Origin of the sequence: Streptomyces sp. NPDC093064 (genome assembly GCF_044754605.1) — a bacterium.
Lineage (GTDB): Bacteria > Actinomycetota > Actinomycetes > Streptomycetales > Streptomycetaceae > Streptomyces.
The window spans coordinates 1-26,658 of sequence record NZ_JBIVPK010000071.1; the positions used below are offsets into that span (position 1 = coordinate 1).

The 26,658-nt window shown below is 72.3% G+C and carries 20 protein-coding genes; 7 read left to right on the plus strand and 13 right to left on the minus strand.

The genetic code is table 11. The annotated features are described in order from the left end of the window. Window positions 1-5: 5 nt before the first annotated feature. Both ACIQFZ_RS39500 and ACIQFZ_RS39505 read right to left on the minus strand, forming a co-directional pair. Window positions 6-1,532 (minus strand): hypothetical protein, encoded by a 1,527-nt coding sequence (locus tag ACIQFZ_RS39500; protein ID WP_402693541.1) that lies wholly within the window; start codon window positions 1,530-1,532, stop codon window positions 6-8. Window positions 1,533-1,659: 127 nt separating this feature from the next. Beyond that, window positions 1,660-3,015: a GAF domain-containing SpoIIE family protein phosphatase gene (locus ACIQFZ_RS39505; RefSeq protein WP_365428630.1), complete on the minus strand. Its 1,356-nt coding sequence runs from the start codon at window positions 3,013-3,015 to the stop codon at window positions 1,660-1,662. A gap of 193 nt (window positions 3,016-3,208) precedes the next feature. Between ACIQFZ_RS39505 and ACIQFZ_RS39510 the strand changes: the two genes are divergently transcribed. The 3 genes from ACIQFZ_RS39510 to ACIQFZ_RS39520 all read left to right on the plus strand — a co-directional run bounded on the left by ACIQFZ_RS39510 (window position 3,209) and on the right by ACIQFZ_RS39520 (window position 5,653). Continuing rightward, the gene (locus ACIQFZ_RS39510) at window positions 3,209-3,541 is read left to right on the plus strand and encodes a cupin domain-containing protein (RefSeq protein ID WP_365778452.1); all 333 of its coding nucleotides are present in this window, start codon (window positions 3,209-3,211) and stop codon (window positions 3,539-3,541) included. 213 nt (window positions 3,542-3,754) lie between these two features. Continuing rightward, window positions 3,755-4,498, plus strand: coding sequence for a DUF2249 domain-containing protein (locus tag ACIQFZ_RS39515; RefSeq protein WP_402693542.1), 744 nt, complete (start codon window positions 3,755-3,757; stop codon window positions 4,496-4,498). Window positions 4,499-4,633: 135 nt separating this feature from the next. Further along, the gene (locus tag ACIQFZ_RS39520) at window positions 4,634-5,653 is read left to right on the plus strand and encodes a sigma-70 family RNA polymerase sigma factor (protein ID WP_365428621.1); all 1,020 of its coding nucleotides are present in this window, start codon (window positions 4,634-4,636) and stop codon (window positions 5,651-5,653) included. Window positions 5,654-5,733: 80 nt separating this feature from the next. Here ACIQFZ_RS39520 and ACIQFZ_RS39525 read toward each other — a convergent pair whose 3' ends face one another. Next, window positions 5,734-5,901, minus strand: a complete 168-nt coding sequence (locus tag ACIQFZ_RS39525) for a hydrophobic protein (RefSeq protein ID WP_365428618.1) — start codon at window positions 5,899-5,901, stop codon at window positions 5,734-5,736. Between the two features lie 247 nt (window positions 5,902-6,148). On the opposite strand from ACIQFZ_RS39525, the gene ACIQFZ_RS39530 reads away from it, so the two are divergent. Further along, window positions 6,149-7,222 (plus strand): NAD(+)/NADH kinase, encoded by a 1,074-nt coding sequence (locus tag ACIQFZ_RS39530; protein ID WP_402693543.1) that lies wholly within the window; start codon window positions 6,149-6,151, stop codon window positions 7,220-7,222. Between the two features lie 466 nt (window positions 7,223-7,688). Here ACIQFZ_RS39530 and ACIQFZ_RS39535 read toward each other — a convergent pair whose 3' ends face one another. Next, window positions 7,689-8,807: a PP2C family protein-serine/threonine phosphatase gene (locus ACIQFZ_RS39535; RefSeq protein WP_365778446.1), complete on the minus strand. Its 1,119-nt coding sequence runs from the start codon at window positions 8,805-8,807 to the stop codon at window positions 7,689-7,691. 390 nt (window positions 8,808-9,197) lie between these two features. Further along, a complete protein-coding gene (locus ACIQFZ_RS39540; protein ID WP_383063274.1) occupies window positions 9,198-10,559 on the minus strand; it encodes an endo-1,4-beta-xylanase in 1,362 nt (453 codons plus the stop codon). Window positions 10,560-10,802: 243 nt separating this feature from the next. Between ACIQFZ_RS39540 and ACIQFZ_RS39545 the strand changes: the two genes are divergently transcribed. Continuing rightward, window positions 10,803-12,107 carry a PHB depolymerase family esterase gene (locus ACIQFZ_RS39545; protein ID WP_402693544.1) on the plus strand — a complete coding sequence of 435 codons (1,305 nt, stop codon included), beginning with the start codon at window positions 10,803-10,805 and terminating at the stop codon, window positions 12,105-12,107. Window positions 12,108-12,270: 163 nt separating this feature from the next. Here ACIQFZ_RS39545 and mgrA read toward each other — a convergent pair whose 3' ends face one another. The 8 genes from mgrA to ACIQFZ_RS39585 form a co-directional block, all read right to left on the minus strand. Next, on the minus strand, window positions 12,271-13,314 hold the full coding sequence (gene mgrA / locus ACIQFZ_RS39550; protein WP_402693545.1) for an L-glyceraldehyde 3-phosphate reductase: 1,044 nt from the start codon (window positions 13,312-13,314) through the stop codon (window positions 12,271-12,273). Window positions 13,315-13,464: 150 nt separating this feature from the next. After that, window positions 13,465-13,872 carry a roadblock/LC7 domain-containing protein gene (locus ACIQFZ_RS39555; protein WP_365778440.1) on the minus strand — a complete coding sequence of 136 codons (408 nt, stop codon included), beginning with the start codon at window positions 13,870-13,872 and terminating at the stop codon, window positions 13,465-13,467. A gap of 224 nt (window positions 13,873-14,096) precedes the next feature. Beyond that, a complete protein-coding gene (locus ACIQFZ_RS39560; protein WP_365424765.1) occupies window positions 14,097-15,257 on the minus strand; it encodes a PP2C family protein-serine/threonine phosphatase in 1,161 nt (386 codons plus the stop codon). 646 nt (window positions 15,258-15,903) lie between these two features. Continuing rightward, window positions 15,904-18,702 (minus strand): SpoIIE family protein phosphatase, encoded by a 2,799-nt coding sequence (locus tag ACIQFZ_RS39565; protein WP_402693546.1) that lies wholly within the window; start codon window positions 18,700-18,702, stop codon window positions 15,904-15,906. Window positions 18,703-18,781: 79 nt separating this feature from the next. Continuing rightward, window positions 18,782-21,199 carry a SpoIIE family protein phosphatase gene (locus ACIQFZ_RS39570; protein ID WP_402693547.1) on the minus strand — a complete coding sequence of 806 codons (2,418 nt, stop codon included), beginning with the start codon at window positions 21,197-21,199 and terminating at the stop codon, window positions 18,782-18,784. 132 nt (window positions 21,200-21,331) lie between these two features. Next, window positions 21,332-21,808 (minus strand): GNAT family N-acetyltransferase, encoded by a 477-nt coding sequence (locus tag ACIQFZ_RS39575; protein WP_402693548.1) that lies wholly within the window; start codon window positions 21,806-21,808, stop codon window positions 21,332-21,334. A 49-nt stretch (window positions 21,809-21,857) separates the two neighbouring features. Further along, entirely contained in the window at window positions 21,858-23,303 is a 1,446-nt protein-coding gene (locus tag ACIQFZ_RS39580) for a glyceraldehyde-3-phosphate dehydrogenase (RefSeq protein WP_365778434.1), read from the minus strand. A gap of 193 nt (window positions 23,304-23,496) precedes the next feature. Next, window positions 23,497-23,943 (minus strand): SPW repeat protein, encoded by a 447-nt coding sequence (locus ACIQFZ_RS39585; RefSeq protein ID WP_376554423.1) that lies wholly within the window; start codon window positions 23,941-23,943, stop codon window positions 23,497-23,499. 197 nt (window positions 23,944-24,140) lie between these two features. On the opposite strand from ACIQFZ_RS39585, the gene ACIQFZ_RS39590 reads away from it, so the two are divergent. Beyond that, window positions 24,141-25,220 (plus strand): PucR family transcriptional regulator, encoded by a 1,080-nt coding sequence (locus ACIQFZ_RS39590; RefSeq protein WP_383062956.1) that lies wholly within the window; start codon window positions 24,141-24,143, stop codon window positions 25,218-25,220. A gap of 260 nt (window positions 25,221-25,480) precedes the next feature. After that, window positions 25,481-26,569, plus strand: coding sequence for a hydrogenase expression protein HypE (locus tag ACIQFZ_RS39595; RefSeq protein ID WP_365424776.1), 1,089 nt, complete (start codon window positions 25,481-25,483; stop codon window positions 26,567-26,569). The last annotated feature ends 89 nt before the right edge of the window (window positions 26,570-26,658 follow it).

Below are 26,658 nucleotides of genomic sequence, written 5' to 3' on the forward strand. Positions count from 1 at the left end.
GTGAGTTACTGCCCCTCGCTGTTCGGGTTCCGGGAGTCGGTGGCGGTGTACGGCTCCAGCTCGTCGGGCCGGAAGTAGTGGAAGCGGCCGTACCAGGTGTGCAGTTCGGCCGCGGGGTCGTCGTCGAGGGTGACGGCGAGGTGCACACTGCCGTCCACGTCGTGGAAGACCGCGGCCACCCGCGCGGTCCGTCCGGCCAGGAACATGTCCTGGGCGTCGGCACCCCGGCCCCGCGGACGCAGCAGGACACGGCTGCCGCCTGCCACGGGAACGCCGTCGACGAGCACCGTCTCGGTGGTGGGGGAGAGGCCGTCGTCACCGCCCTCCTGCCACCAGGCGGGCCGCTCCGCGGCCGGGCCTCCGGGGGCGGCCGTGCCGGCCGGGGTCGCGGGCGCCAGCGAGCGGATGGCGCCGTGCAGCCGGGAGAGGACCTCCGGCGGCATGCTGTCCACCCGGTCCAAAATCCCGGCGGCGCGCGGGTCGGTGGCGCGCGCCTCGCGCTTCTCCTCGTCGGTCAGGAGCATCGTCCGCAGCGTCAGGATCTCGTCGATCTCCGCCGCGTCGTGCAGGTCACCCGGACTCTCGGGCGCGACCTGGGGACGGTCGGGCAGGATGATCGGCGCGGAGAGCAGCACGGGTCCGGTGCCGCCGTCCGGCGACTGGGCGTGGCGGGCGGTGCCGTCGCCCGTGGCGGGCGGTTCGCCGCCGAGGACGGGGAAGGTGAACGCGTTGCGGCAGTCGCGGACGTGCTCCAGCAGGTCCGCGGGCGGGTCGGTCAGCGAGACGAACTCCACGTCCGTGCCGCCGACGAGGGTGTGCGTGGCGATGAGCGCCTGGCGCAGTGCCGCGTCACGCGGGGCCCGCGGGTCCGCCGCGTGCCCGGTGTTCTCGGTGCGCACGCGCAGCCGGACCAGTCCGTCCGCGACGCGTTCGGCCGTGAGCGTGGTGTCCGCCCGGATGTCCGCGCGCCGCCGTACGATCCGCCCGGCGCCCCCGGGCAGCGACTCGCTCTCCTCGCCGCCCGCCGTTCCCACCGGGGCGGTGCACTCCCGCCTCAGCAGGTCCTCCAGCGGCACGACGAGGTCGGTCTCGCGCGGCACCGCCTCGTCGAAGGTCAGGTGCGTCGTGCCGTCGCCGGTCCGCAGCGACTCCACGGGGTGGTGCCCGCCGTCCGGGCCGGTCTCCTCCACCTGCTTGTGCTGCGTCTGGAGGTAACGCACCCTGACCCACAGCACGGCGTCGGGCCCGTGGACCCGCAGCAGGCACTCGGTTTGCTGGTACCAGGAGTCGGCGGAGCCGGACACGCCGACCGTGACGGGCCCGTCGTGCTCCACCCAGTCGCGCGGCAGCAGCACCCCGAACTGCCACCGGACGCGGTTCTTGGGGGAGGAGCGGCGGTACGGATAGAGCAGGTATCCCTCGTAGAGGACGGCGTCGGCGACCGCGCCCACCTGCTCGAAGGGCCGCCCGCCGGAGCCGACCGGCACGGCACCGTCGCCGTTCGCGGCACCCTCGACCACAGCATCCGGCATCTGGCTCTCCTCCGACTCGCAGGTTCGCCATGCCTTCCACCACGCACCCACCGCTCACGCGCCCTCTCCCCCTCCTGCCCAGCGCTGTTGGGCCGTCCGGGGGAGCGGCGGATGCCCTGACATGCGCTCAGTCCGGCAGGCGTGGCACGCGCAGGGCCAGCAGGGCCACGTCGTCGTCGTAGCCGTCCTGGCGGCCGAGCAGCGCGTCGCACAGCGCGTCCAGCGGGGCGGAGGCCAGGGCGGCGGCATGGTCCGCCAGGTCCCGCAGGCCGGCGTCGATGTCCCGGTCGCGGCGCTCGATCAGGCCGTCGGTGAACAGCAGCAGGGTGCTCTCCGGGGGCAGCGGCTGCCAGTGGTCGGGACGGGGCAGGCCCGGTTCGACGCCGACCGGGATGCCATGCGTGTCGGGAGCGAGGCAGTGCGCCGTGCCCTCGGCGGTGATCAGCAGCGGCGGCGGATGCCCGGCGTTGGTCCAGCGCAGGGCGTACCCGGTGTCCGGTTCCCCCTCGATGCGGGCCACGATCAGGGTGGCGGCGGGCGGATCGGTGAGCGCGGTCAGTGCCCAATCGAGCCTGTCCACGATCATGCTGGGCGGCCCGCACCGGTCGAAGGCCAGGGCCCGCAGCATGTTGCGGATCTGCCCCATCATCGGCGCCGCCTCCACGTCGTGACCGGTCACGTCACCGACGACGACGAGGACCGCCCCGTCGGGCAGTCCGAGGGCGTCGTACCAGTCACCACCGAGGTGGGGAAGCTCGGACGCCGGCTCGTAGCGGACCTCCACCCGCAGCGGGGACAGGTCGGGCAGCACCGGCAGCAGACGGCGCTGGAACTGTTCGGCGGCCCGCTTGAGCCGCCCGTACAGGCGGGAGTTCTCGATGCTGACGCTCGCGGCGCTGGCCAGTGCGGTCAGCAGGGTCTCGTCGGCGTCGGCGAACGGCGTGCCGTCCTCCTTGTCCGCCAGGTAGAGGTTGCCGTAGACGGTGTCGCGCACGGTCAGCGGGACCCCGAGCAGCGTGGTCATGACCGGGTGGCCGTCCGGGAAGCCGACCGAGTGGGGATCGGCGGCGATGTCGTCGACCCGCAGGGCCTTGGGCTCCGCGATCAGCCGGCCCAGCAGTCCGTGGCTCTGCGGGAGCCCGGATTCGGTCAGGAGCCGCTCGCCGTCGACGCCGACGGTGATCAGGTCGACGATCTCCCCGCCCTCGCCGAGCACGCCGAGGGCGCCGTAGCGCGCGGCGACGAGGTCGGTGCCCGCCTGCACCAGGTGCCGCAGTACGGTGCGGGTGTCCATGTCGGCGCTGATGGCCACGACCGCGTCCAGCAGGCGGTGCAGCCTGCGGCGGTCCAGACTGAGCTGCCGGATCTGGGCGCTGAGCTCCTCGAAGGCCTCATCACCCGGTGTCCGGCCGCTTCCCTGGACCGCGGCGTCCCCGTGACCGGCCGCCTCTTCCGGCTCCGGCCGCCATGGATCGTCCGACATGGGGCACCTCCCGGCGGGGCCGGTGCTCGTCCTCACCGTCCGGGCCCGGCACGGCCACCTTACGCCGGGTGGGAGGGGGTGGCTTCCCTCCGCCCGCCACGAGCCGGAGGGGGAAAGCCCGAAGGCGGCGGCGCATCGGCGTACGCTACGGAACTGCCCAGCTCAGCTCCCCTCGTGAGGAAGAGTCACAGCGATGCAGAAGATCTCCCTCGACGCCCTCGCACGCGAGCACCTCGGACGGGCCGAGGCGTCCTCGGCCGGCCGCAGCGCGGAGACCGTCTACGGCGGCCACGAGCACGTACTGCGCCAGACCCTCATCACCCTGCGGGCCGGCGCGGCCCTGGCCGAGCACGACAACCCGGGCGAGGCGACCGTGCTGGTGCTGCGCGGACGAGTGGTGCTGCGCAGCGGCGACACGTCGTGGGAGGGCATGGCGGGGGACCTGCTCATCGTGCCGCAGGCCCGGCACAGCCTGGAGGCCCTGGAGGACGCCGCGGCCCTGCTGACGGTCACCAAGACGCCCTGACCCCGCCGGTCGCCCGCCGGTGATTGGCTCCGCCGCGGTCGCCCGCCGCGCTCAACGGATGGCCGCGCTCCACCAGTCTCGGCTCGGCGGCGCCGGGCCGAGGCGGAATCGGACCCCGCACCTCCCGTTATTTTTACGAATAGCACATGTAATAATTGAGGAATCGCCGGGGTGTCGGCGTGGGCGACGAGCCAGAGCGAGAAGGGGACAGCCGTGGCACAGTCCTTCGAGGTCCACATCCGCAACACCACGACCGACCCGGCCGTCCTGGCCGAGGCCGCGATCCTGGCCGCGCGGCACCGCCTGGTCACCGCGCTGCGGTCCAAGACGGCGCTGCTGACCGAACTCCGTCTGGGCCGCGCCGACCGGGAGCGGGCACGGGCGGCCCTGACCGACTTCTGCACCGGCGAGGTGCGCCGCCACCTGGCCGCGACCGACCAGGCCCTGTACGCACCGGCCGCGGGTGCGGCCGAGACCCGGCTGCTGATCAGGGCTCTACGGGCCACCGCGGCCGCTGTCGCCGCCCGGATCGACGCGCTCGCCTCGGCCGACGACGCGGACTCCGCGGCCGGTGCCGCCCGGGACGTCACGAGCCTCCTCACCGTCCATCTCGCCGTCGAACAGGACGTGCTGCTGCCCGCGCTCGCCCTCCTGCCCGGCGCCGACCTGCCGCTCCTGAACGCGGACTTCGAGACCCTGCTGGAGGGCGGCCGGCTCGACCGGCCCGCCGTCGTCGACGTCACCTCGATTCCGCACGGCAGGCGTCACCCGCGCGTCTTCGCCCGCTTCGCCCGCCTGGGGCCCGGCGAAGCGTTCACCCTGGTCAACAACCACGACCCCAAGCCGCTGCGCCGCGAGTTCGAAGCCACCCATCCCGGCATGTTCACCTGGGACTACCTTGAATCCGGGCCCACGCGATGGCAGGTCCGCATCGGCCGGAGGGCTCCCGAGGCCTGACCCCCTCGTCCGCCGCTCGGCCCTACGGCTCCCGGCGTCCGGGCACGGGCGAGCACCCGTACCCCGGCCGGGACGTATAGACCGCGGCCGCTCCGGGTACCCGAGCGGCGGCCGCGAGGAGATGAGGAGCGCGCGATGGCTCCCGCGAAGCAGAGGACGGCGGCGTCCGCAGGCACCGGACGACGGGCGCCGGCCCGTGCCACCAAGCGGTACGACGCGGTGCCCGAACCCGACGGCGAACCCGACCTGCTCGGTCAGTACCTGCGCCAGATCGGGGCGACACCGCTGCTCGACGCGGAGGGAGAGGTGCGGCTCGCCCAGCGCATCGAGGCGGGTCTGCACGCCGTGGCGGAACTGCGGCAGGCCGACGAGGACGGTCAGGAACTCGCGCCGGAGCGCCGGCGGGAACTGGAGGCCGCCGCCCGGGACGGCCAGGAGGCCAAGGACCACATGGTGCGGGCCAACCTCCGGCTGGTCGTGGCGATGGCCAAACGCCACACCCACCGCGGGCTGCCGCTGCTCGACGTCATCCAGGAGGGCAACCTGGGGCTGATCCGGGCCGTGGAGAAGTTCGACCACACCAAGGGGTTCAAGTTCTCCACCTACGCCACCTGGTGGATCCGCCAGGCGATGGAGCGCGGCCTTGCCACGCACGCGCGTTCCGTGCGGCTGCCGATGCACGTCGTGGAGCAGTTGCAGAAGCTCGCCAAGATCGAACGCAAGTTGCAGCTGAACCTCGCACACGAGCCGACCGTCGAGGAGGTCGCCCGCGAGAGCGGCCTCGCCGAGGACAGGGTCGTGTGGCTGCGCCGGGTCGGCCGGCAGGTGATCAGCCTGGACATGCCGGTGGACGACACCGGCGAGACGGTGGTCGGCGATCTCATCTCCGACACGGAGGTGCTGCAGGCCCCCGAGGTCGCCGAGTACCAGGCGCTGGCCGAGGAACTGCGGGAGGCCGTCGACACACTGGCGCCGCGCGAGGCCCTCATCCTCAGCCTGCGGTACGGCCTGCACGACGGGCACCAGCGCACCCTGAAGGAGGTCGCCCAGCACGTGGGCCTGACCCGTGAGCGCGTGCGCCAGCTGGAGAAGCAGTCACTGGCCCAGCTGAGGGAACAGGAGCCGGGCGAACGGCTCCTGGCGTGGGCGGGCTGACGCCCCGAGCGGAACGGTGCGCCCGGCACGATCACCGGGCGCACGTCTGCTCCGACCGCCGCCGACCGAGGCGACGGCCGTCACCAGCGGTACCAACGACCCCTCCGGCCGCCGCCCGCGGGCCGTACGACGAAACCGAGCAGCCACAGCACGAGCACGATGATCGCGATCCACCACAGCGCCTTCAGGGCGAACCCGATGCCGAAGAGGATCAGGGCGAGCAGGAGAACCAGGAGCAAGGGAACCATGGGTATCGACCTCCGGACACATCGAATGCCCTGCTTACGCGGGAAAACACGCCGGGAACTCTCGTGTTTCCGCACCTGAGGCAGGGGAACTCGGGGGCGTTGCCCGCGCCCGGCCGGCGCCGGTCGGACGCGGTGGTGCGGGGGACCGGAGCCGTCCGGCGGCGTGGCGTTCCGCGAGGTGCGCACCGTGCGGTGAGGATGGCGTCCGGCATCGAGTCGGCTCGGGTGCGCAGATCCGGAGGCAGAGGTGACGGTGCGTCGTATCGGCCTGGTCGTCCACGGCGGGCGCGGTGAGGCCGCGGCCGCCGCCCGCACCGTGCGCGAGTGGTGCGACGAGCACGGTGTGGGGTGCGCGGACATCGACGTGTGGCACGACGGAGGGCGGCGCAGTTCCCGGGAGGAGGTCGAGGCCGCGGGTGACCCGGACCTCATCGTCACCCTGGGCGGCGACGGCACGTTCCTGCGCGGTGCCCGGCTGGCCGCCGTGAACGACGCCCTGGTCCTGGGCGTCGACCTCGGCCGGGTGGGTTTCCTCACGGAGGTGCCCGTCACGGTCGTACGTGCCGCGCTGGACGCCGTCGTCGCGGAGCGCCTCACGGTGGAGAGCCGGATGATGCTCACCCTGCGCGCCTCGCGCCGCCTGGAGGTGCCCGCCGACATCGAGGAGCTGATGCGCTACGGCCGCCGCCCGCTGCTGCCGCCACCGCGTGTCCGCGCCGACTGCCAGGCGGGCGGCGACTGGGGCATCGCGATGAACGTCACCGCGCTGAACGACGTCGTGGTGGAGAAGCTGGCCCGGGACCGGCAGGTGTCCGTCGGCGTCTACCTCGCGGGCCGGCTCCTGGCGTCCTATTCGGCCGACGCGCTGCTGGTCGCCACCCCCACCGGCTCCACGGCCTACAGCTTCGCCGCCGGGGGCCCGGTCGTCTCGCCCCGCGCGGACGCCCTCGTCTTCACGCCGGTCGCCCCGCACATGGCGTTCAACCGCTCGGTCGTGGCCGCGCCGGACGAGCCGGTCGGCTTGCGGGTTCTGGAACGCTCGGGCCAGGCCGCCGTCACCATCGACGGCCAGCTGCGCGGTGTGCTCGACCCCGGCGACTGGATCGGCGTCTACGCCTCCCCGCGCCGGCTGCGGGCCGTCCGGCTGGGCCCCATGGACTTCTACGGCCGTCTGCGCGACCGCATGAACCTCACCGACGCTCCGGCCGCGGTCGCCGACGGCACCCCGGCCCCTCTGTGGCCGGTGACGTCGCCCCGGCCGGCGGATCTCGACCACCTGGCCCTGCCGGCCCGCCCCGGCGACGCCTCACAGGTCCCGTGACCCGGCGGCGAACCCGGCCCCCACGGGCCTGCCCGAGCTGGCGGACGACCCCGTCCGCACACGGGCGCCGACCGGCACGAGCCCGCCGGGTGCTTGCCGGTCGGCGGGGGCACGTTGGGGCGGCCGTGATGCCGTCGGGTCGACCGGATCGGCGTGGGCAGGCCGGTCTGGGCGTGCGTGGTTCGCGTGTGCCCGCGCGATGTGCGGGCTTGCGGGCTGGCTGAGGTATGCCGGGGCGGTCGCGATGCCGTCGGGTCGATGGGATCGGCGTGGGCAGGCCGGTCTGGGCGTGCGTGGTTGGCGTGCGCCCGCGTGGTGTGCCGGACATGTCGGGGCGGCCGCGGCGTCGCCGGTGTCCATCAGACCCGCACAGGTGCCGACCGGCACCGGAACCGTGCGCCCCTGGTGGCGGAGCCGGCCCGTGCCGAGTCGTGCCCGACGGGCCTTTCACGGAGGTCGGCCTCGGTCATGCCCCGTGTCGCTGCTCAGGGGCGGGCTCGTTCGGGAGGCGGTGGGCGGCCAGGGCGGCGAGGTCGTCGTCGAGGCTTCCGCCGCTGTAGGCGAGCAGGTCCGCGTGCAGGTGCTTCAGGAGCTCGCCGGGCGGGAGGCCGGCCCAGGGCCGGACGCGCTCGGCGAGCGGGTAGAAGACGCCGGCGGGATCGCGCGTCTCGGTGACACCGTCGGTGTACAGCAGCAACTTGTCGCCGGGCCGGAAGGGCTCGACGTCCACGTGGTACCCGCCGCCGAGCAGTCCCGCGAGGTTGATGGGCGGCGAGGGCTCGGTCGCCTCCAGCTCGGTGACCCCGCTTCCGCTGACGAGCAGCGGAGGCGGGTGGCCGCAGTTGACGAGACGCACTACGTGCTCGTCGTCGGGGATCTCCGCGAACACCGCCGTCACGAAGCGCTCGGCCGCCTCGGCCCCGGGCAGCTGCGCGGCGTAGCGGCTCATGCTGCGCTCCATGCGCCGGGCCAGAGCCGCCAGATCGGGCTCGTCGGGCGCGGCCTCGCGGAAGGCTCCGAGCATCGTCGCGGCCGTCTCCACGGCGACCAGACCCTTGCCGCGGACGTCGCCGATGAGCAGACGCACTCCGTGCGCGGTCGCCACCGCCTCGTACAGATCGCCGCCGATCTGCGCCTCGGCCGCCGCGGAGAGGTACAAGGTCTCCACGGAGACCTGGCCGAGACGGTGGGGGACCGGGCGCAGCAGAACGCGCTGCGCGGTCTCCGCCACGGAACGCACCGTGGCGAGGGTGTGCTCCCGGCGCGCACGGTGCGCCGCGAGGATCGTGCCGAGGATGCCCACCAGGAAGGTGCAGACGTAGTTGGCCACGTAGTGGCGGTCCCACAGATTGCCCACCGTACGGCCCGCGCAGCACGGGGTGCCGGCCAGGACGCCCTCCAGGACGATGGCGAACACCGTGACGGCGGCGACCACGCCGGGGCCGTACCCGAAGGCGGCCACCAGCGGCAGGGCGGTGAGCACGAAGCTCACCGGCCACAGCGCCGGGGTGACCGGTTCGACGGCGAGGACCACCACGACGTAGAAGACCGGCAGCCAGCGCAGCCACAGGGGCTGGGCGGGCACCGGCGACTGGGTCCTCGGCGTCCTGGGCGTCCTGGGCGTCCTGGGCGTGCGCGGCGTACCGGCGCCCTCGCCCGTGCCGCGGCCGGGCCGCCTCACCGCTCGCCCCGGCGGCACCCGGGAGACGGCGGGAGCGTGGCGGGTCTGGGCGGGCGCACGGCGCTGCGGCCCGGCTCCGGGCGACGGTCCTCGCGGAAACACTCAGGCGGCCTGTTCACAGGTACTCCCGGCGGGCTTGATCAAGACCACCAGCGTGCTGCGTCGCACCGCCACCGCCTCGGCATTGCTCCAGGCAAGGGCATGTCAGCGGGGCCGGAGGCCGCCGTGGACGGGGCACGACCGGGGCGCCGCGTGAGGCGCGCCCCGGTCGTGCGTGAAGTGCCCTGGCCCGGTTCAGGACGCGGTGCAGGTTCCGAGCGTCGGTGTGGAGTTGTTGCCGTTCTTCACCGCGGTGAAGCCGAAGCTGGTCGAGGCGCCCGCCGCGAGACTGCCGTTGTAGGAGGCGGCGCGCACGGTCATGACGTTGCCGCCGCTGTCCCAGCTGGGGGTGCCGTTCCACAGGCTGGCGACCTTCTGCGGCGGGGTGAAGGTGAGCGTCACGGTCCAGCCGTTGATCGGGGCGGAGCCGGCCTTCACGACGACCTCACCGTTGTAGCCGTCGTTCCAGTCCGAGGTCCTGGTGAAGGAGACCGTGCAGGAGCCGTTGCCGCCCGGGTTGCCGCCGCCACCGTCTCCGCCCCCGCCGGTGCCCGAGCCGCCGAGCGCGGTGAGGGCCGCGTCGTACGCGGGCTTCTTGCCGTAGTTGGAGTCGAACAGCAGGGGAGTGCCGCTGCTGCGCCAGGAGTACTTGTCGGTGATCCCCCAGACGGTGAGGCCCGTGCAACGGGTCACCGCCAGGCAGGCCTTGACGACGTTCGAGTAGTTGTTGGCCTGGGCGGTGCCGGAGCCCTCGATGTCGAGCTCGGTGATCTGCACGTCCACCCCGAGGTCGGCGAAGCGCTGCAGATTGGCCTGGTAGTCGGAGGGAACGGGGGAGGCGCTGTTGAAGTGGGACTGGAAGCCCACGCAGTCGATCGGCACGCCACGGGACTTGAAGTCCTTGACCATGGCGTAGACCGCGTTGCTCTTCGCGTTGACGCCGTCGGTGTTGTAGTCGTTGTAGCAGAGCTTGGCGCTCGCGTCGACGCTGCGGGCCGTGCGGAAGGCCTCCTCGATGAAGCCGCTGCCGAGCTTGTCCGCGAACGGGGAGCTGCGCAGGGCCCCGCTGGAGCCGTCCTGGTACGCCTCGTTGACCACGTCCCAGGCGTAGATCTTGCCCTTGTAGTGCTGCATGACCTGGGTGATGTGGTTGTTCATCGCCGAGCGCAGGTCGGTGGCGCCCAGGCCGGAGACCCAGGAGGGGAGCTGGGAGTGCCACACCAGCGTGTGCCCGCGGACCTTCATGTTCTGGCTCTGCGCGTGGCTGACGATCTGGTCGGCGTTGCCGAAGGTGAAGGTGTTGCGGGAGCCCTCGGTGGCGTCCCACTTCATCTCGTTCTCGGGCGTGACCTGGTTGAACTCGCGGTCGAGGGTGCCGGCGTAGGCCGATTCGCCGAGGTGGTTCGCGGCGACGGCGGTACCGAAGTAACGGCCCTTTCCGGCCGCGGCTGACCCCAGTGTGTCGGCGGCCGCGGCGGTGTGGGACAGGGCCGTGACGGTGGAAGCGGCGAGCAGGACGGCCGTGAACGCCTGCGCCGCCCGTCTGGGCATGAGCATGCCATCTCCATTTCTCGAAAGTTTCGCTGTCAAGGTCGAATGTGACGCGCAGGTTACGAACAGAACGGGGGCCGGTCAACGGTTCGCGCATGCCGTGCTGAGGGATGGCTGAAGCTCGACCTCCCGCTGTAACTTTGTGAGTTACAGGCGATCCCAGTGGTTGACGCGACTGTGCGGCACCTCTAGCGTGACGCGGCGCCTTCCCGAAATCGACGCGAAAGTTTCGAAGTAAAGGACGCCGACATGCCCCGACCCCGAAGAAGGCCCGGACTCCGCACCGTGCTGACGGCCCTGCTCGCGGGTGTGACGCCTCTGCTCGCGGCACTCCTGCTGGCCGTGCCGAGCGCCCACGCCGCCTCCCTGACGGAGGTGACCGGGTTCGGTACGAACCCGAGCAACCTGCGCATGTACGTGTACCGCCCGGACAGCGCGCCGGCCCGGCCCGCGGTGCTCGTGGCCGTGCACTACTGCACCGGCTCCGGGCCCGCGTTCTACTCGGGCACCGAGTTCGCCTCGCTGGCCGACCGGTACGGCTTTATCGTCATCTACCCCTCGGCCACGCGCAGCGGCGGCTGTTTCGACGTGTCCTCGCCGCAGGCGCTCAAGCGCGGCGGCGGGAGCGACCCGGTCGGCATCATGTCGATGGTCACCTACGCCCAGCAGCGCTACGGGGCCGACCCGGCGCGCGTCTTCGTCGCCGGCGCCTCCTCGGGGGCGATGATGACCAACGTCCTGCTCGGTGACTACCCCGACGTGTTCAAGGCCGGCGCCGCCTTCATGGGCGTGCCCTTCGGCTGCTTCGCCACCACCGACGGCTCCGAGTGGAACAGCGCCTGTGCGAACGGCACCGTGATCAGGACACCCCAGCAGTGGGGCGACCTGGCCCGCGGCGCCTACCCGGGCTACAACGGCCCCCGGCCGCGCATGCAGGTGTGGCACGGCACCGAGGACACCACCCTGCGCTACCCGAACTTCGGTGAAGAGATCAAGCAGTGGACCGACGTCCTGGGCGTGAGCCAGACCCCCGCCTTCACCGATCACCCGCAGTCCACCTGGACCCGTACGCGCTACGGCGGCACCGGCACCCAGGCGCCCGTCGAGGCCGTCAGCATCCAGGGCACCGGGCACACCCTGCCGACCTCGGGCATGGCCGCCCGTGCCATCTCCTTCTTCGGGCTGGACTCGACGACCACACCGCCGCCGACCGACCCGCCCACCACCCCGCCGGCGGGCGCCTGCCGGGTGGCGTACACGACCAGCGCCTGGAACACCGGACTCACCGCGTCCATCACGGTGACCAACACCGGCACCGCGCCGATCGACGGATGGTCGCTGGCCTTCACCCTGCCGGCCGGACAGACCATCACCTCCGGCTGGAACGCCACCTTCTCCCCGACCAGCGGCGCCGTCGCCGCCCGCAACGTCGCCTACAACTCCACCCTGGCCCCCGGAGCCTCCACCACCCTGGGCTTCCAGGCCAACCACAGCGGAAACACCGGCAATCCGGCCTCCTTCACCCTCAACGGAGCCGCCTGCCAGGTGAGTTGAGAAACCGGTCGTCGTCCTCGTCGAACGGGCGGACACCACCGCCCCACGGACGCGCCCCGGCGCCTCGAAACGGCCCATGAAACGGCCGTAGGGGCAGCCGGGGCGCAGGGCGGCCGGACTCCACGGAGTCCGGCCGCCCCGTCCACGAACCCTTCGGCGCGGGTCAGCCGAGCTTTCCGGTGCGGGCGGACTGCCACAGGTCGACGCCGCCGTCGGTGGCGTACTCGTCGATCTCGGCCAGCTCCTCGGCGCTGAAGTCCATGCGGTCCAGCGCGGCCACGTTCTGCTCCAGCTGCTCCACCCGGGAGGCGCCGATCACCAGGGAGGTGACGCGCTCGTCGCGCAGCGCCCAGGCGAGCGCCATCTGGGCGAGGGTCTGCCCGCGGCGGGCCGCGATGTCGTTCAGGGCCCGCAGCCTGCGCAGCATGTCCTCGGACAGCCAGGCGGTGTCGAAGGAGGTGCCCTGCGCGGCCCGCGAGTCCTTCGGCACGCCGTCGAGGTAGCGCCCGGTCAGCAGCCCCTGGGCCAGTGCGGTGAAACCGATGACGCCGAAGCCCTCCTCCTCCGCGGTCTCGAGCAGCCCCTCGGTCTCGATCCAGCGGTTGACCATGCTGTACGAGGGCTGGTGGATGAGCATCGGGGTGCCCAGCTCACGCAGGATGGCGGCGGCCTGCCGGCTGCGCTCGGCGTCGTAGGAGGAGATACCGACGTAGAGGGCCTTGCCCTGGCGGACGGCGGTGTCCAGCGCGCCCATCGTCTCCTCCAGCGGCGTGCTCGCGTCCAGCCGGTGGGAGTAGAAGATGTCGACGTAGTCCAGGCCCATGCGCTTCAGCGACTGGTCCAGCGAGGCGAGCAGGTACTTGCGGGAACCGCCGCCCTGGCCGTAGGGGCCGGGCCACATGTCCCAGCCCGCCTTGGTGGAGATCACCATCTCGTCGCGGTACGGCGCGAGGTCCTGCTTCATCAGGCGCCCGAAGTTGATCTCCGCCGAGCCGTAGGGCGGGCCGTAGTTGTTCGCCAGGTCGTGATGGGTGATGCCCAGGTCGAAGGCGCGCAGGGCGATCTCGCGCTGGGTCTCGAAGGGCCGGTCGTCGCCGAAGTTGTGCCAGTAGCCCAGGGACAGGACGGGCAGGTCGAGCCCCGAGCGGCCGGTGCGCCGGTAGCGCATGGTGCCGTCGTAACGCTCAGGATCCGCGACGTAGGTCATCGGGTGGTCTCCGGGTGGTGCGATGAAGGGGCGTCTCCTCGGGATCGAGGGGACGCCCCCACCTTGCTCCAGCATGATCCTGAAGTCCAACCGCTGCGTTCCATCGGACTCAGCGCCGGTGCTTCTGAATCGGGCGTGCGGGGACGCGGCTCAGGAGGCGCGGGGCGGCGCGGTGAGGTGCTCGCCGAGCTGCTCCACGAGCTCGCTCATCGTGTGCCCGACGAGCCCGGCGTCGGCGTCCTCGGTGGTGATCACCGCCAGATGCGCGCCCTCGCCGGCCTCGACGATGAACAGCACCCCTCCGTAGAACTCGGTCATCGCCGAGCGGACGCCGCCGGTGCCGTCGCCGAACTCGACGGACGCGCCGTGCGACAGCGACTGGATGCCCGCGGCGATCGCGGCGAGCTGGTCGGCCTGGTCGGGGGTGAGCTCCGGCGTGCGGCACAGCTTCAGTCCGTCCCGGGACAGCACCAGCGCGTGCAGCGCGCCCGGGGTCCGCTCCAGCAGGCCCTCCAGGAGCCAGGTGAGCTTGTCGTCGGCGGTGGTCTGGCCGGTCATGAGGTGGTTCGCCTTCCAGGTGCTCGTACGGGTGGGAGTGCGGGGAAGTGCGGGGAGCCGGCCTGCGTCGGCGGGGTGGCGGCGTCGAGCGCGGTCCGCCGCCTCGGGGCCGGCTCGGAGGCCTGGCGCTCGCCGGTGACGTGTGTTGCCCAACTGCCGGTCACTATACGAGCCTTGGTGATCATCTTGGCAAGCCCTGGGGTGAATATCCCCGATGGCACCGTTCAGTTGGGGGCCTGGGCCTGGACCATCCGGCCGAAGCGGTGAGCGGTGGGCGAGGCCGGGACGCGGCGGATCGCGATCAGGGCCACGTCGTCGTCGAGGCGCCCGCCGGTGTGGGCGAGCAGGTCGCGCTGGACGTGGTGGAGCAGGGACTCCGGGGAACCGTCGGCCCAGTGGGCCGTCCGCTCGACCAGCGGGTAGAAGACGCCGCGGCCGTTCCGGGCCTCGACGGCCCCGTCCGTGTAGAGCAGCAGGGTGTCGCCGAGGCGGAAGGGCAGTACGTCGACGACGGAGCCGTTGGGGTCGCTCAGGCCGACCCCGAGTGGCGGGGCGGGAGTGAGGTCCGGCATTGTCACCGATCTGTCCGATCTCAGCAGCAGCGGTGCCACATGGCCGCAACTGGTCAGCCGTACAACCGGCTCGTCGTCCGGTATCTCCAGCAGCAGAGCGGTGACGAAGCGCTCCCCGGCCTCCTCCTCCGGTTCGAAGTCGGAGAGATAGCGGGTGATGCTCCGCTCCAGGGAGGCGGCGAGCGAGGGCAGGGCGGCGTGGTGGTGGGCGGCCTCGCGGAAGGCGCCGAGCAGCAGGGCCGCCTCGCCGATGGCGGGCAGCCCCTTGCCGCGTACGTCGCCGATCATCACCCGGGCACCGCTGTCGGTGCGGGCGGCCGCGTAGAGATCGCCGCCGATCGACGCCTCGTCCTCGGCGGCCAGGTAGAGAGAGGCGAGCTGGAGCGGGCCGATCCGGGTCGGCAGGGGCCACAGCAGCACCCGCTGCGCGGCTTCGGCGACCGACCGCACCTGGGCCAGCTCGCGCGCGCGCCGGTCGCGGACCGCGCACAGGGCCACGACCAGCAAGGAGAGCACCGCGAGGGCGATCATCTGCACGAACACTTCCCGCGACGGCAGGATGCCCAGTCGCCAGCCCGCGAACCCCTGGGCCGCCACCGCGGCGGCACCGATGACCCCTGTGATCCACGGTCCCTCGAACCAGGCGGTGATCGCCGGGGCTATCACCAGGAGCGGGCCGAGCACGATGTCGGAAGGGGCCACGATGTCGGACACGGTGATGAGGACGATGAGCGCGATCGGGATCAGCAACAGTATGTGACCCGACTGCCACCCCTGCGCCCGGTCGGCGAAACGCCCCTGCCAGGAACTCACGCCTACCACAGTGCACCGCTGTGGCACGGGGGGCGAGCGCAGCCACCCGGTTCACGGGCCGGGGACGACCCGTCGTCCGGCCGCCGCGGACGCGTCCCGCCGCCGCACGGCCGGGCGGCGGGGCCGCGAAGGCAAAAGCCCCGGGATGTCCCTGGCGCCGGGCGCCTGTTCGGGTGGCACCCGCCGCCCGGCGGCAAGGGAGCGCGCACGGTTCGACCCCCGCATAGGTGGGCGTTCCGTCCTGGCGTCGGGGATGTGGGTCCGGGGCGGTCCGCGTCGCCCTCGTGCTCCTCGTCGCCACGGCCTCGCGGGCCGGCCCGGCGCCGAGGCGTCCGCCGGCCGCTTGGACGGCCACCGTGCCGGTACCCGGCGGCCATGGCCCGCCGCGCCCACGACCGGACAGGCCGCGCGGGCCCACGGAGGCCGGACCCCGCCCCGCAGGGTGAGGCGGACGCGCCTTGTATCTGCGGTGAAGGGCCGGGTGGGGGTGGACGACGGCGGCCACCGCGACGATTCGCGCGGCCGGACCCGCGATGCCCGTGGCGGTCACCGGTGCGCCCGCCGCACCGGTGACCGGTCGGCGCGACCGCTCGGGTGGCCGGCCGCTCACCCGGCCCCGGCGCGGAAGGAGGCGTCGCCGCTCCGTTCACCATGCCATCGCGTCCAGCAGTGCCTCCGGGTCCGGCTCCGGGTGGCCGTCCAGGCTCAGCTCCGCCCAGATCACCTTGCCCTGCGGCACATAACGCGTGCCCCACCGGTCCGCGAACTGCGAGACCAGGAACAGGCCTCGGCCGCCCTCGTCGGTGATCGCCGCGCGCCTGAGGTGCGGCGAGGTGCTGCTGCCGTCCGACACCTCGCAGATCAGCGTGCGCCCGAGCAGGATCCTGACCCGGACCGGCTCGGCGCCGTAGCGGATGGCGTTGGTCAGCAGCTCGCTGAGCACCAGCTCCGTGGCGAAGCAGGACTCCTCCAGCCCCCATTCGTGCAGCCGGCGGGTCACCTTGCCGCGCACCCGGGAGACCGCCTCCACGTCGAACGGCACGTCCCAGACCGCCACCCGCGACGGGTCGAGCAGCCGCGTCCGGGCGACGAGCAGAGCCACGTCGTCGCTCGGATGCTCCGGCAGCATGACCTCCATCAGCGCCTGGCAGGTCTCCTCCGGCGTACGGTCCGCGGGCGCGGCGGTCTCGGCGAGCATCGACAGCCCCTCGTCGATGTCCCGCCCGCGGTCCTCGAGCAGGCCGTCGGTGAACAGGACGAGCCGGCTGCCCTCCGGCAGGCTCAGCTCACCCGTCTCGAACGGATGCCCGCCCACCCCCAGCGGCGGTGCCAGGGGAAGGTCCGGGAAGGTCACCCGGCCCATGGGGTCCACCACGGCCGGTACGACGTGCCCCGCGCGGGAGATGGCGCAGTGCCCGCCCACCGGGTCGTAAATGGCGTACAGGCAGGTGGCGCCCGTGACCGCGGACACCTCGCCGTCCGCGCTCGCCGTCTGGGTGTCGAGCCGCATCACCATCTCGTCCAGATGGCCGAGCAGTTCGTCGGGAGGCAGGTCCAGGGACGAGAAGTTCAGCACCGCCGTGCGCAGCCTGCCCATCGTCACCGCCGCGTGCAGCCCGTGCCCCACGACGTCGCCGACCACCAGCGCCACCCGGAAGCCGGGCAGGGGGATGACGTCGAACCAGTCGCCGCCCACACCGGACTGGGCCGGCAGATAACGCCACGCCACCTCCAGCGCGTCCTGGTCGGGCAGGTCCCTGGGGAGCAGACTGCGCTGAAGCGTCACCGCCATCGCGTGCTCGCGGGAGTAGCGGCGCGCGTTGTCGATCGCCACCGCCGCCCGGGCCACCAGTTCCTCGGTGACCGCGACGTCCTCCTCCTCGAACCGGGCCGAGCCGGCACCCCGCCAGAAGTTGACCATGCCGAGGAGCACGCCCCGCGCCCTGAGGGGCACGGTGATCAGCGAATGGATGCCGTGGTCGAGCACCCGGACCGCGCCCTGGGGATCCCGGGACCGCCAGTCCTGCGCGCGGCGCAGATCCGGTACCAGCACCGCCTCGCCGCGCCGCAGCGCCGCCCCCATCGACGTGTCGGCCACCACGAACTCGATGAGGTCGCCCACCGGCTGGAGCGGGCTGTGCGTGTCCGCCTCGTACAGCGCGGTGCGGCGCATCCGGTGCGCCGATCCAGTGGGCTCCTCGCCGCGCAGCACGGACTCCAGCAGCTCCACGGTGACGATGTCCGCCACCCGCGGGACCGCCACCTCGGCCAGCTCCTGAGCGGTACGCCGTACGTCCAGCGTCGTACCGATCCGCACCCCGGCCTCGTACAGCAGCGTCAGACGTTCCCGGGCCAGCTCGGCCCGGCCCGACAGGGCGCGCAGTTCGGTGGTGTCACGGAAGCTGGCCACCAGGCCCGGGGCGTTGCCGTACGGGGCGGTGCGCCGGGTGTTGACCGCCAGCAGCCGGTCCCCGGCCGGGAACACCGCGTCGGACGCGACCTTGCCCGACTTCAGCAGCCGCGTCAGCTCCGGCCCCAGGCCCAGGTCCGTGACGTGCCGCTGGTCGGCGTCGCGGGGGAGGTCCAGCAGCCGGCGCGCCTCGTCGTTGGCGAGCAGGAGCCGTCCGTCGGCGTCGACGATCAGCACGCCCTCGCGCACCGCGTGCAGGACGGCGTCGTGGTGCTCGTACATGCGGGTCACCTCGGTCGGGCCGAGACCGCGGGTCTGGCGGCGCAGCCGCCGGCTGACGAGGAAGGTACCGCCGGTCGCGAGCACCACGGCCAGCGCCGCCGCGTCCAGCACCATCGGTATCTGCTGGTCCAGCAGGTGCCCCAGGGTCTGGTACTCGATTCCCGCGGTGACGATGCCGATCACGTGCCGGCCGGCGCCCACCACGGGCACCACCGCGCGTACGGAGTCGGTGGGGCTGCCGTGGAACGTCTCGGTGAAGGTCTTGCCCGCGATGGCCCGGCCGATCTCCTGCGCCGGGGTGCCGATCAGTCGCGGTTCCGGGTCGGTGAGCCGCACGCCCTGCTTGTTCAGTACGGAGATGTAGTCGACACCGGAACTCATCTGCGCCTTCTCCGCCGGGATCTTCAGCAGCGCCGACGGATCGGGCGACTGGAGGGCCACTGCCGTTCCGGGTGCCTGCGCGAACGCCTCCGCGACGGCCAGGGAGCGTGCCTTGGCGCTGTTCTCCCCGTCGTACCGGCGCTGGAGCACCACGGCGGTGGCGGCCGCGGCGACCAGCACGAGTATGACGATCACCTGCAACAGGAAGACCTGCGCGGCCACCGTGCCGGGCCGCCAGATCGGTGGAAAACGAAACCCGGTGGCGCTCCGGGCCGTCCAGGTCACCGGACGGCGGCGGGCCTCGTCGCCCGCCCGCCGCTCATCGAACGGCGGTTGCGCTGCCTTCCGGGGCTGGCGGGAACAACCGACCACGTCATCATTTCTAACACCGCGCTTCCCTGCCGGGCGACCGGTATGTCCGATCGATCCCATTGTGGATCGGTGGTTTCGCCTAGATTTCGCCGGGCAAGGGTTGTTCCGCCCAGATCGTCTTGCCGGAGCCGGTGTACCGGGTGCCCCAGCGCTGGGCGAGCTGGGCGACCAGGAACAGGCCCCGTCCGCCCTCGTCGGTGCTGCGCGCGCGCCGCAGGTGCGGGGAGGTGTGGCCGCCGTCAGAGACCTCGCAGATCAGGGTGCGCTCGTGGATGAGCCGCAGATTGATCGGCCCGTGGGCGTGCCGGATGGCGTTGGTGACCAGTTCGCTGACGATCAGCTCGGTGGTGAAGGCCAGCTCCTCGAGGTTCCAATGGGACAGCCGGTCACTGACGTCGTCGCGCACCACGCGCACGGCCGACGGGTCGGCGGGTACGTGCCAGGACGCCACGCGGTCGGGGCTGAGGGCACGCGTCCTGGCGACGAGGAAGGCGACGTCGTCCCGCGGCCGGTCCGACAGCAGGGCGCGGACCATGATGTCGCAGATCTCCTCCAGCGGCCGGTCGGGGTGGGCCAGGGCGAAGCACAGCCGTTCGATGCCGACGTCGACGTCCTGGTCCGACGCCTGGATCAGCCCGTCGGTGTAGAGGGCGACGACGCTTCCCTCCTCCAACGGGATCTCGGCCGACTCGAACGGCAGGCCGCCCAGCCCCAGGGGTGGGCCGGCGGGGATGTCGGGGAACTCCACGGGCTCGGTCAGGTGCGCGACGGCCGGGGTGGGGTGTCCGGCGCGGGCCACGGCCATGGTCCGGGCGATGGGGTCGTAGATGGCGTACACGCAGGTCGCGCCCGCCGCGGCCGGGCCCTCGGCGGCCGCCTCGGCCTCGTCCGACAGGCGCATCACCAGGTCGTTCACATGCGCCAGCAGCTCGTCCGGGGACTGGTCCAGGTCGGCCAGCGTCTGTACGGCGGCGCGCAGCCGGCCCATGCTGGCCGCGGCGTGCAGGCCGTGCCCGATCACGTCGCCCACCACCAGCGCGACCCGGGCACCGGAGAGCGGGATGACGTCGAACCAGTCCCCGCCCACCCCCGACTCCGCGTCGGCGGGGAGGTAGCGGTGGGCGACCTCGACGGCGTTGTGCGGGGGCAGGTTGGGCGGCAGCAGGCTGGTCTGGAGGGTGAGCGCGGCCTGGTGCTCGCGGGCGAAGCGCCGGGCGTTGTCCACGCACACGGCGGCCCGTGCCACGAGATCCTCGATCAGGAGCTGGTCGTCCTCGGTGAAGGGATCGGGGTTCTCCCACCGCAGCAGGGTCACCACGCCCATCGTGACGCCGCGGGCCCGCAGCGGCAGCACCAGGTGCGTGTGCACGCCGAACCGGTTGATCCCGGTCCACCGCAGCGGGTCGTCGGGGAGCCAGGGCGTCCCCGGGCCGAGGGCCTCACGGCTGGGTTCTCCCGTGGCCAGGCAGCGGTTCTGCAGGGACCCCGGCGGGTACCGGATGGGTTCGCCGACCTCGGCGATCACCTTGGGCAGGTTCGGGTGGATCGACAGATGTGCCGCCCGGCGCAGCGTGACGGGGCCGCCCGGCGGGCGGGTGGGCGGTCCCTTCCCCGTGGTCGCGACGTCCAGGAGGTCGATGGCCACGAAGTCGGCGAGCTGCGGGACGGCGACCTCCGCGAACTCGTGGACCGTCCGGTCCAGATCCAGCGTGGTTCCGATGTGTTCGCTGGCGGCGTTCAGCAGCACCAGCCGCTCGCGGGTCGGGTCCTGGACGGTGACGTCCCGGGCGGCGTAGCAGATCCCGAGCGTTCGGCCCGCGTCGTCGCGCAGCGGGAAGAAGGAGCGCGGCCGGGTGCGCTCGCGGCCGAGCCGGCCCGTCCTGCCGTGCCGGGGCGGCGCGTGGGCGACGGTGACCTGGGGCTGCCCGGAGACCAGCGTCCGCCGGGCGTGCCGGGTCACGACCGGCGACGGCCTGCCCGCGCCGATGCCGGCCGGGGTGGTGCCGGTCGTGTCGGTACGGGCAGGGGTGGTGCCGGTCGTGTCGGTAGGGGCAGGGGTGGTGCCGGTCGTGTCGGCACCGGCAGGGGCGGTGGCGGCCGCATGGGTTTCGGGAGGGGTGCCGGCCGGGACGCCTGCCCCGAGGACCAGCCAGTCGCGGCGGCCGTCGGCGGCGATCAGCGGGCACACGCGCACGGTGAGCCGCACCGCGTGGCCCGCGCGGTGGCGGACCGTGACGACCGCGTTCCCGGCGCGGGCGCTCCGGCGCAGCCGGGACATCGCGGCGGTCGGGTCGCGGCTGCGCAGCAGCGCCCGCGCGGGATGCCGTACGACGTCGGCGGCGGAGTAGCCGAGCAGGTCCTGGGCTCCCTGGCTCCAGTAGGTGATCAGCCCGTCGGCGTCGACGACCGCTACCGCCGTGGTCGTGATGAGCGGATCGCCCGGACCGCTGCCGCTCATGCCGTTGACGCCCATGCCTTCACCCTCATCCACGGGCATGACCCCTACCGGCCATGTTGCCATCGGGGGCGGTGTCCCGCCGCCCGGAAAAGAGGGCGGCGCGGGGAGGTGGGCAACGCGGGCGGGACGGGCAGTGCGGGCGGCGCGGGCGGGTCGGTCCGTGGGGGCCGGCTACGCCCCCGCGGCCAGTGCCTTCAGCGGCTCGTCGGTCAGCCGGTACACCGTCCACTCGTCCTGCGGGCGTGCCCCCAGGGCCTCGTAGAATCCGATCGCCGGCCGGTTCCAGTTCAGGACCGACCACTCCAGGCGTTCGTACCCGCGCTCGACGCAGACCCGGGCCAGCTCCGTCAGCAGTGCCCGGCCGTGCCCGCCGCCGCGGGCCTCCGGGCGGACGTAGAGGTCCTCCAGGTAGATGCCGTGCATGCCACGCCAGGTGGAGAAGTTGAGGAACCACAGGGCGAAGCCCACCGCTTCGCCGTTCTCGTCCTGCGCGATGTGCGCGAACGCCGCGGGGTGCTCGCCGAACAGTGCCTCGGCGAGCTGCTCCGGCGTCGCCCGTACCTCGTCCAGGGCCTTCTCGTACTCGGCCAGTTCGCGGATCAGGGCGTGGATGACGGGGACGTCGGCGGGGGTCGCGGTGCGGATCATGGGGCGCAGTCTCACACACCGCTTCCCGCCGACGGACAACGGGTGCGGATCAGACCGCGGGCGCCGGGTAGGTCGGGTACTCCACCCCGGAGACGTACTGGACGACGCGGATGACCTGGCAGGAGTAGCCGAACTCGTTGTCGTACCAGAGGTAGAGGATCGCGTTGTCGCCCTCGACCTTGGTGGCGCCGGCGTCGACGATCGAGGCGTGGCGCGAGCCGATGAAGTCGCTGGAGACCGCGTCGGGGGCGCTGGTGAAGTCGATCTGGCGCTTGAGCGGCGAGGTCAGTGACACGTTGCGCAGGTAGTCCAGGACCTCCTCGCGGCTGGTCCCGCGCGCCAGTTGCAGGTTGAGGATCGCGATCGAGACGTCCGGCACCGGCACGCGGATCGAGCTGCCGGTGATCTTCGCCGTGAGGTCGGGCAGCGCCTTGGCCACGGCGGAGGCGGCGCCGGTCTCGGTGATGACCATGTTGAGCGGCGCGGAGCGGCCGCGGCGCTCGGCCTTGTGGTAGTTGTCCAGCAGGTTCTGGTCGTTGGTGAACGAGTGGACGGTCTCCACGTGGCCGCGCAGCACGCCGTACTCGTCGTCCATCGCCTTCAGCGGCGGGACGATCGCGTTGGTGGTGCAGGAGGCGCAGGACAGGATCTGCTCGTCCGGCTTGATGGTGTCGTGGTTGACGCCGTGGACGATGTTGGGGACGTCGCCCTTGCCCGGCGCGGTCAGCACGACCTTGTCGATGCCGGGGCGCAGGTGCTTGGACAGGCCCTCGCGGTCGCGCCACTTGCCGGTGTTGTCGATGAGGATGGCGTCCTTGATGCCGTACGCCGTGTAGTCCACCGACGTCGGGTCGTCGGCGTAGATCACCTTGATCTCGTTGCCGTTGGCGACGATCGTGCTGTTCGCCTCGTCGACGGTGATGGTGCCTTGGAACTGGCCGTGGATGGAGTCGCGACGCAGCAGCGAGGCGCGCTTGATGATGTCCTGCTCGCCGCCTCCGCGCACGACGATGGCGCGCAGTCGCAGGCCGTTGCCGGAGCCGGACTTCTCGATGAGCAGGCGGGCCACGAGCCGGCCGATGCGGCCGAAGCCGTAGAGGACGACGTCGCGCCCCTCGCGGCACTCGATCTTGTTGGCGCCGGTGGCGCCGGCGACGGCCTCGGCGGTGAACTCCTCCACCGACAGACCGCGGTCGTCCTCGCGGTACGTCGCGGCCAGCATGCCGATGTCTATCTGGGACGGCCCGAGGTCGAGCGTGGCCAGGGCACGCAGGAAGGGGAGCGTCTCGGTGACGGACAGCTCCTGACCGGCGATCTGGCGGGCGAACCGGTGGGTCTTGAGGATGCTCACCACCGACTTGTTCACCAGGGAGCGGCTGTGGAGGAGGACGGTGACGTCCCGCTCCCGGTGCAGCTTCCCGATCATCGGGATCATCGACTCCGCGATCTCTTCGCGGTGCTTCCAGTTGGTGAACGAGTCGTCGTTGACAGTCACAGATTTATCTTTCGAGCTAGGCGGCGCTCATATGCTAACCCCGTGGGATGTTGATCATGACAGTGGGCCGTACCCGCTGTCGCGCGGGGTACGGCCCAGGGTCGGGATTCCTCTGTGGTCGGTGAATGTGGGCCCTCCGTTGTGGCCGGTGGGTGCCGGTGTCCCTACGTCACCGGTGGGTGTGGCGGTCCGGTCACCGGCGGCTGCGGCGGGTGAGCCCGACGGTCAGCCCCATGGCGGCGAGCCCCAGCAGGGCCGTGACCGCGCCCAGCCAGCAGTTGTTCCAGATGACGCCGGCGCGGGAGCCGTGGGCCGCGGGCACGACCCAGGGGGAGATGAGCAGCCACACGCCGAGCGGGGCGAGGATCCAAGCCAGGCGGAACATGCGCTCGGGGGCCAGGGTGAGGCCGAGGCCGACCAGGGCGACCGTGATGCCGATGATCAGGTTGTTGACGGTGAGGCTGGGCTGGGCGGCGAAGTGCACCACCCACGGGGAAATCGCGGCGTAGACACCGGCCAGGACGATCAGCCCCTCGATGATGATCGCCCGGTTGCTGGAGGCCGTCCGCTCGAGGCGCTCTCGCATCTCGGCGATCTCCGGGTGCGAGCTCATTCCGGTGGAGTGCTGCGGATACGACATCACTGCCGTCTCCTCTCCATGAGGTTGCCAGTGTGGAGTTCTCCTTTAGAGCAATTTCCCCCTTATGGGGCGTTTATATGCGTTTGCCCGCCTTCTTGCGGTGAGTTACGTCACAGTGCACGCCCTGTGCAGGGAGTGCGGAGCCGTCTGTCAATCTTGTCGGGTGTGCGTCAAGCCGACGCCGATGACGTGCAGGGATGATCCGGGGAGGGCGAGTGACGGGGCCAGAGGTACCCGACGAATATCTGACGGGGTACGCGCAGATCCTGGCCGACGTCTGTGCCACCGGACGCCGCCTGACCCGGGACGAGCTGGACCTGTTGCGCGCCCACGGGGAGCGGGCGGCGGAGGACGGCCACGGGCTGCGCAGGCTCGTCCGCCGGCACCTCACCGCGGCGAGGGCCTTCGCGCCCGCGCTGGCGTCCGCCGGCGTCGAACAGGTCCTCGCCGCGGTGGAGCAGGCCATCGACGCGTTCGCCGAGGGCCACGACCGTGCGCAGAAGCTCGCCATGCGCAAGGAGGAGGCCGCTCGCCGGGAGTTCATCGACGACCTGCTCTACGGCCGCAGCGACCTCGGACGGCTGGGCGAACGCGCGGAACGCTACGGACTGCTGTTCTCCCGCGCCCACGCGGTGGCCGTCGCCCAGGGCGGGGAGCCCGTCGACGACACGCACCCGGCCGCCCGGTACGTCGAGACCGAGGTGGTCGCCCGGTTCGGTGACCGGCGGATCCTGCTCACCACCAAGGACGGCCGGCTCATCTGCATCGCCCCGGGCGACCAGGACGACGTCCTGGCCTTCTTCGCCAAGCAGGCGTACGCCTCCACCGACGGCAGCCGGGTCGCCATCGGACGCCCCCACCCGGGCGCCGGGGGAGTGGTCCACTCCTACGAGGAGGCCCTCAACGCCCTGGAGCTCGCCGACCGGCTGGACCTCCAGCAGCCCGTCCTGCGGTCCGCCGACCTCCTCGTGTATCCCGTCCTGACCCGCGACCGGCAGGCCATGGCCGACCTGGTCCGCGACACGCTGGGCCCGCTGACGACCGCCCGCGGCGGCGCCCAGCCGCTCCTGGACACCCTGACCGCCTACTTCGACGCCGGCTGCACGGCCGCGGAAGCGGCCCGCCGCCTCAGCCTCAGCGTGCGCGCCTTCACCTACCGCCTGGAGCGCATCCACAAGCTGACCGGAGCCGACCCGACCGACCCCGTGCACCGCTACACCCTCCAGACGGCCGTGATCGGCGCGCGCCTCCTCGACTGGCCCACCGCCGAGCTCTGACGGGCCGCGGCCGGGGAGCGCCGTCCGCCCGCCCGGCGGCGCCGTTCACTCCACTGCCCGTCCACAACGAGCGGTGCTCCCGGACCGGTGTGAGCCTGGTGAAGGGATTCGGCGGGTGCGTCGCGCCGCCGTGGCCCGGAGGACCACGCGTTCTCCCCGGCCGGTCCGGCCGGTACCGCGACGTCCGTCCTGGCATGCCGCGGCCTTCGGGCTGCCGCCTGCGACCGACTCCCCCACCGACTCCATGGGAGGCCGACGACATGACGACCCAAGGCGGCACCGCTGAAGTCAGCCGGGAGCCTGCGACGCCCCAGGAGCGTGCGGGTTTCGACGAGATCACCATCCTCTGGATCTCCGAGGGCATGAGCTGCGACGGCGACACCGTCTCGCTGACCGCTGCCGACCAGCCCTCCATCGAGGACGTGGTGCTGGGGCTGATCCCCGGTCTGCCGAAGGTGAACCTGGTCAACAAGGTGCTCTCGCCGAGCCTGGGCGGCGAGGACTTCCTCGCTCCCTACCGGGCCGCGGTACGTGGTGAGCTGACCCCGTTCATTCTCGTCATCGAGGGTTCGGTCCCGAACCAGCGGATCATCGACGGGGACGGCTACTGGACGTCGTTCGGCAACGACCCGGACACCGGGGAGCCGCAGACGCTGAACTGGTGGATCGACCAACTCGCCCCCCGGGCCTGGGCCGTGGTCGCGGCCGGCACCTGCGCCACCTACGGCGGCATCCACGCGATGGCGGGGAACCCGACGGGCTGCATGGGGCTGGCCGACTACCTGGGCTGGGACTTCAAGGCGGAGAGCGGCCTGCCGGTGGTGAACGTGCCCGGCTGCCCGATCCAGCCGGAGAACTTCATGGAGACCCTGATCTGGGTGCTCTACCACGCGGCGGGGACGGCGCCCGCGCCCCCGCTGGACCACATGCTGCGCCCGCAGTGGCTGTTCGGAAAGACAGTGCACGAGGGCTGCGACCGGGGCTCGTACTACGAGCAGGCGAGCTTCGCCATGGACTACAACTCTCCCAAGTGCCTGGTGAAGACGGGCTGCTGGGGTCCGGTCGTGAACTGCAACGTGCCCAAGCGCGGCTGGATGGCGGGCATCGGCGGGTGCCCCAACGTCGGCGGTATCTGCATCGGCTGCACCATGCCGGGCTTCCCCGACGCGTTCATGCCGTTCATGGACGAGCCGCCTGGCGGCACCCTGTCGTCGATGCTGGTCAAACCCTACGGGGCGGTCATCCGGCGACTGCGCGGCCTGACGAACGACATGGTGAACCACGAGCCCAAGTGGCGCCACAACAAACGCAAGTTGACCAGCGGTTTCGACCCGCGCTGGCGCCCCTGAGGGCGCGGGCGGCGCACATCACGCCGCCGCGCCGACCGGCGGCAAGCACGCTCTCCCAGCCCGCAGCGAGGAACGAGGTTCAGACCGAG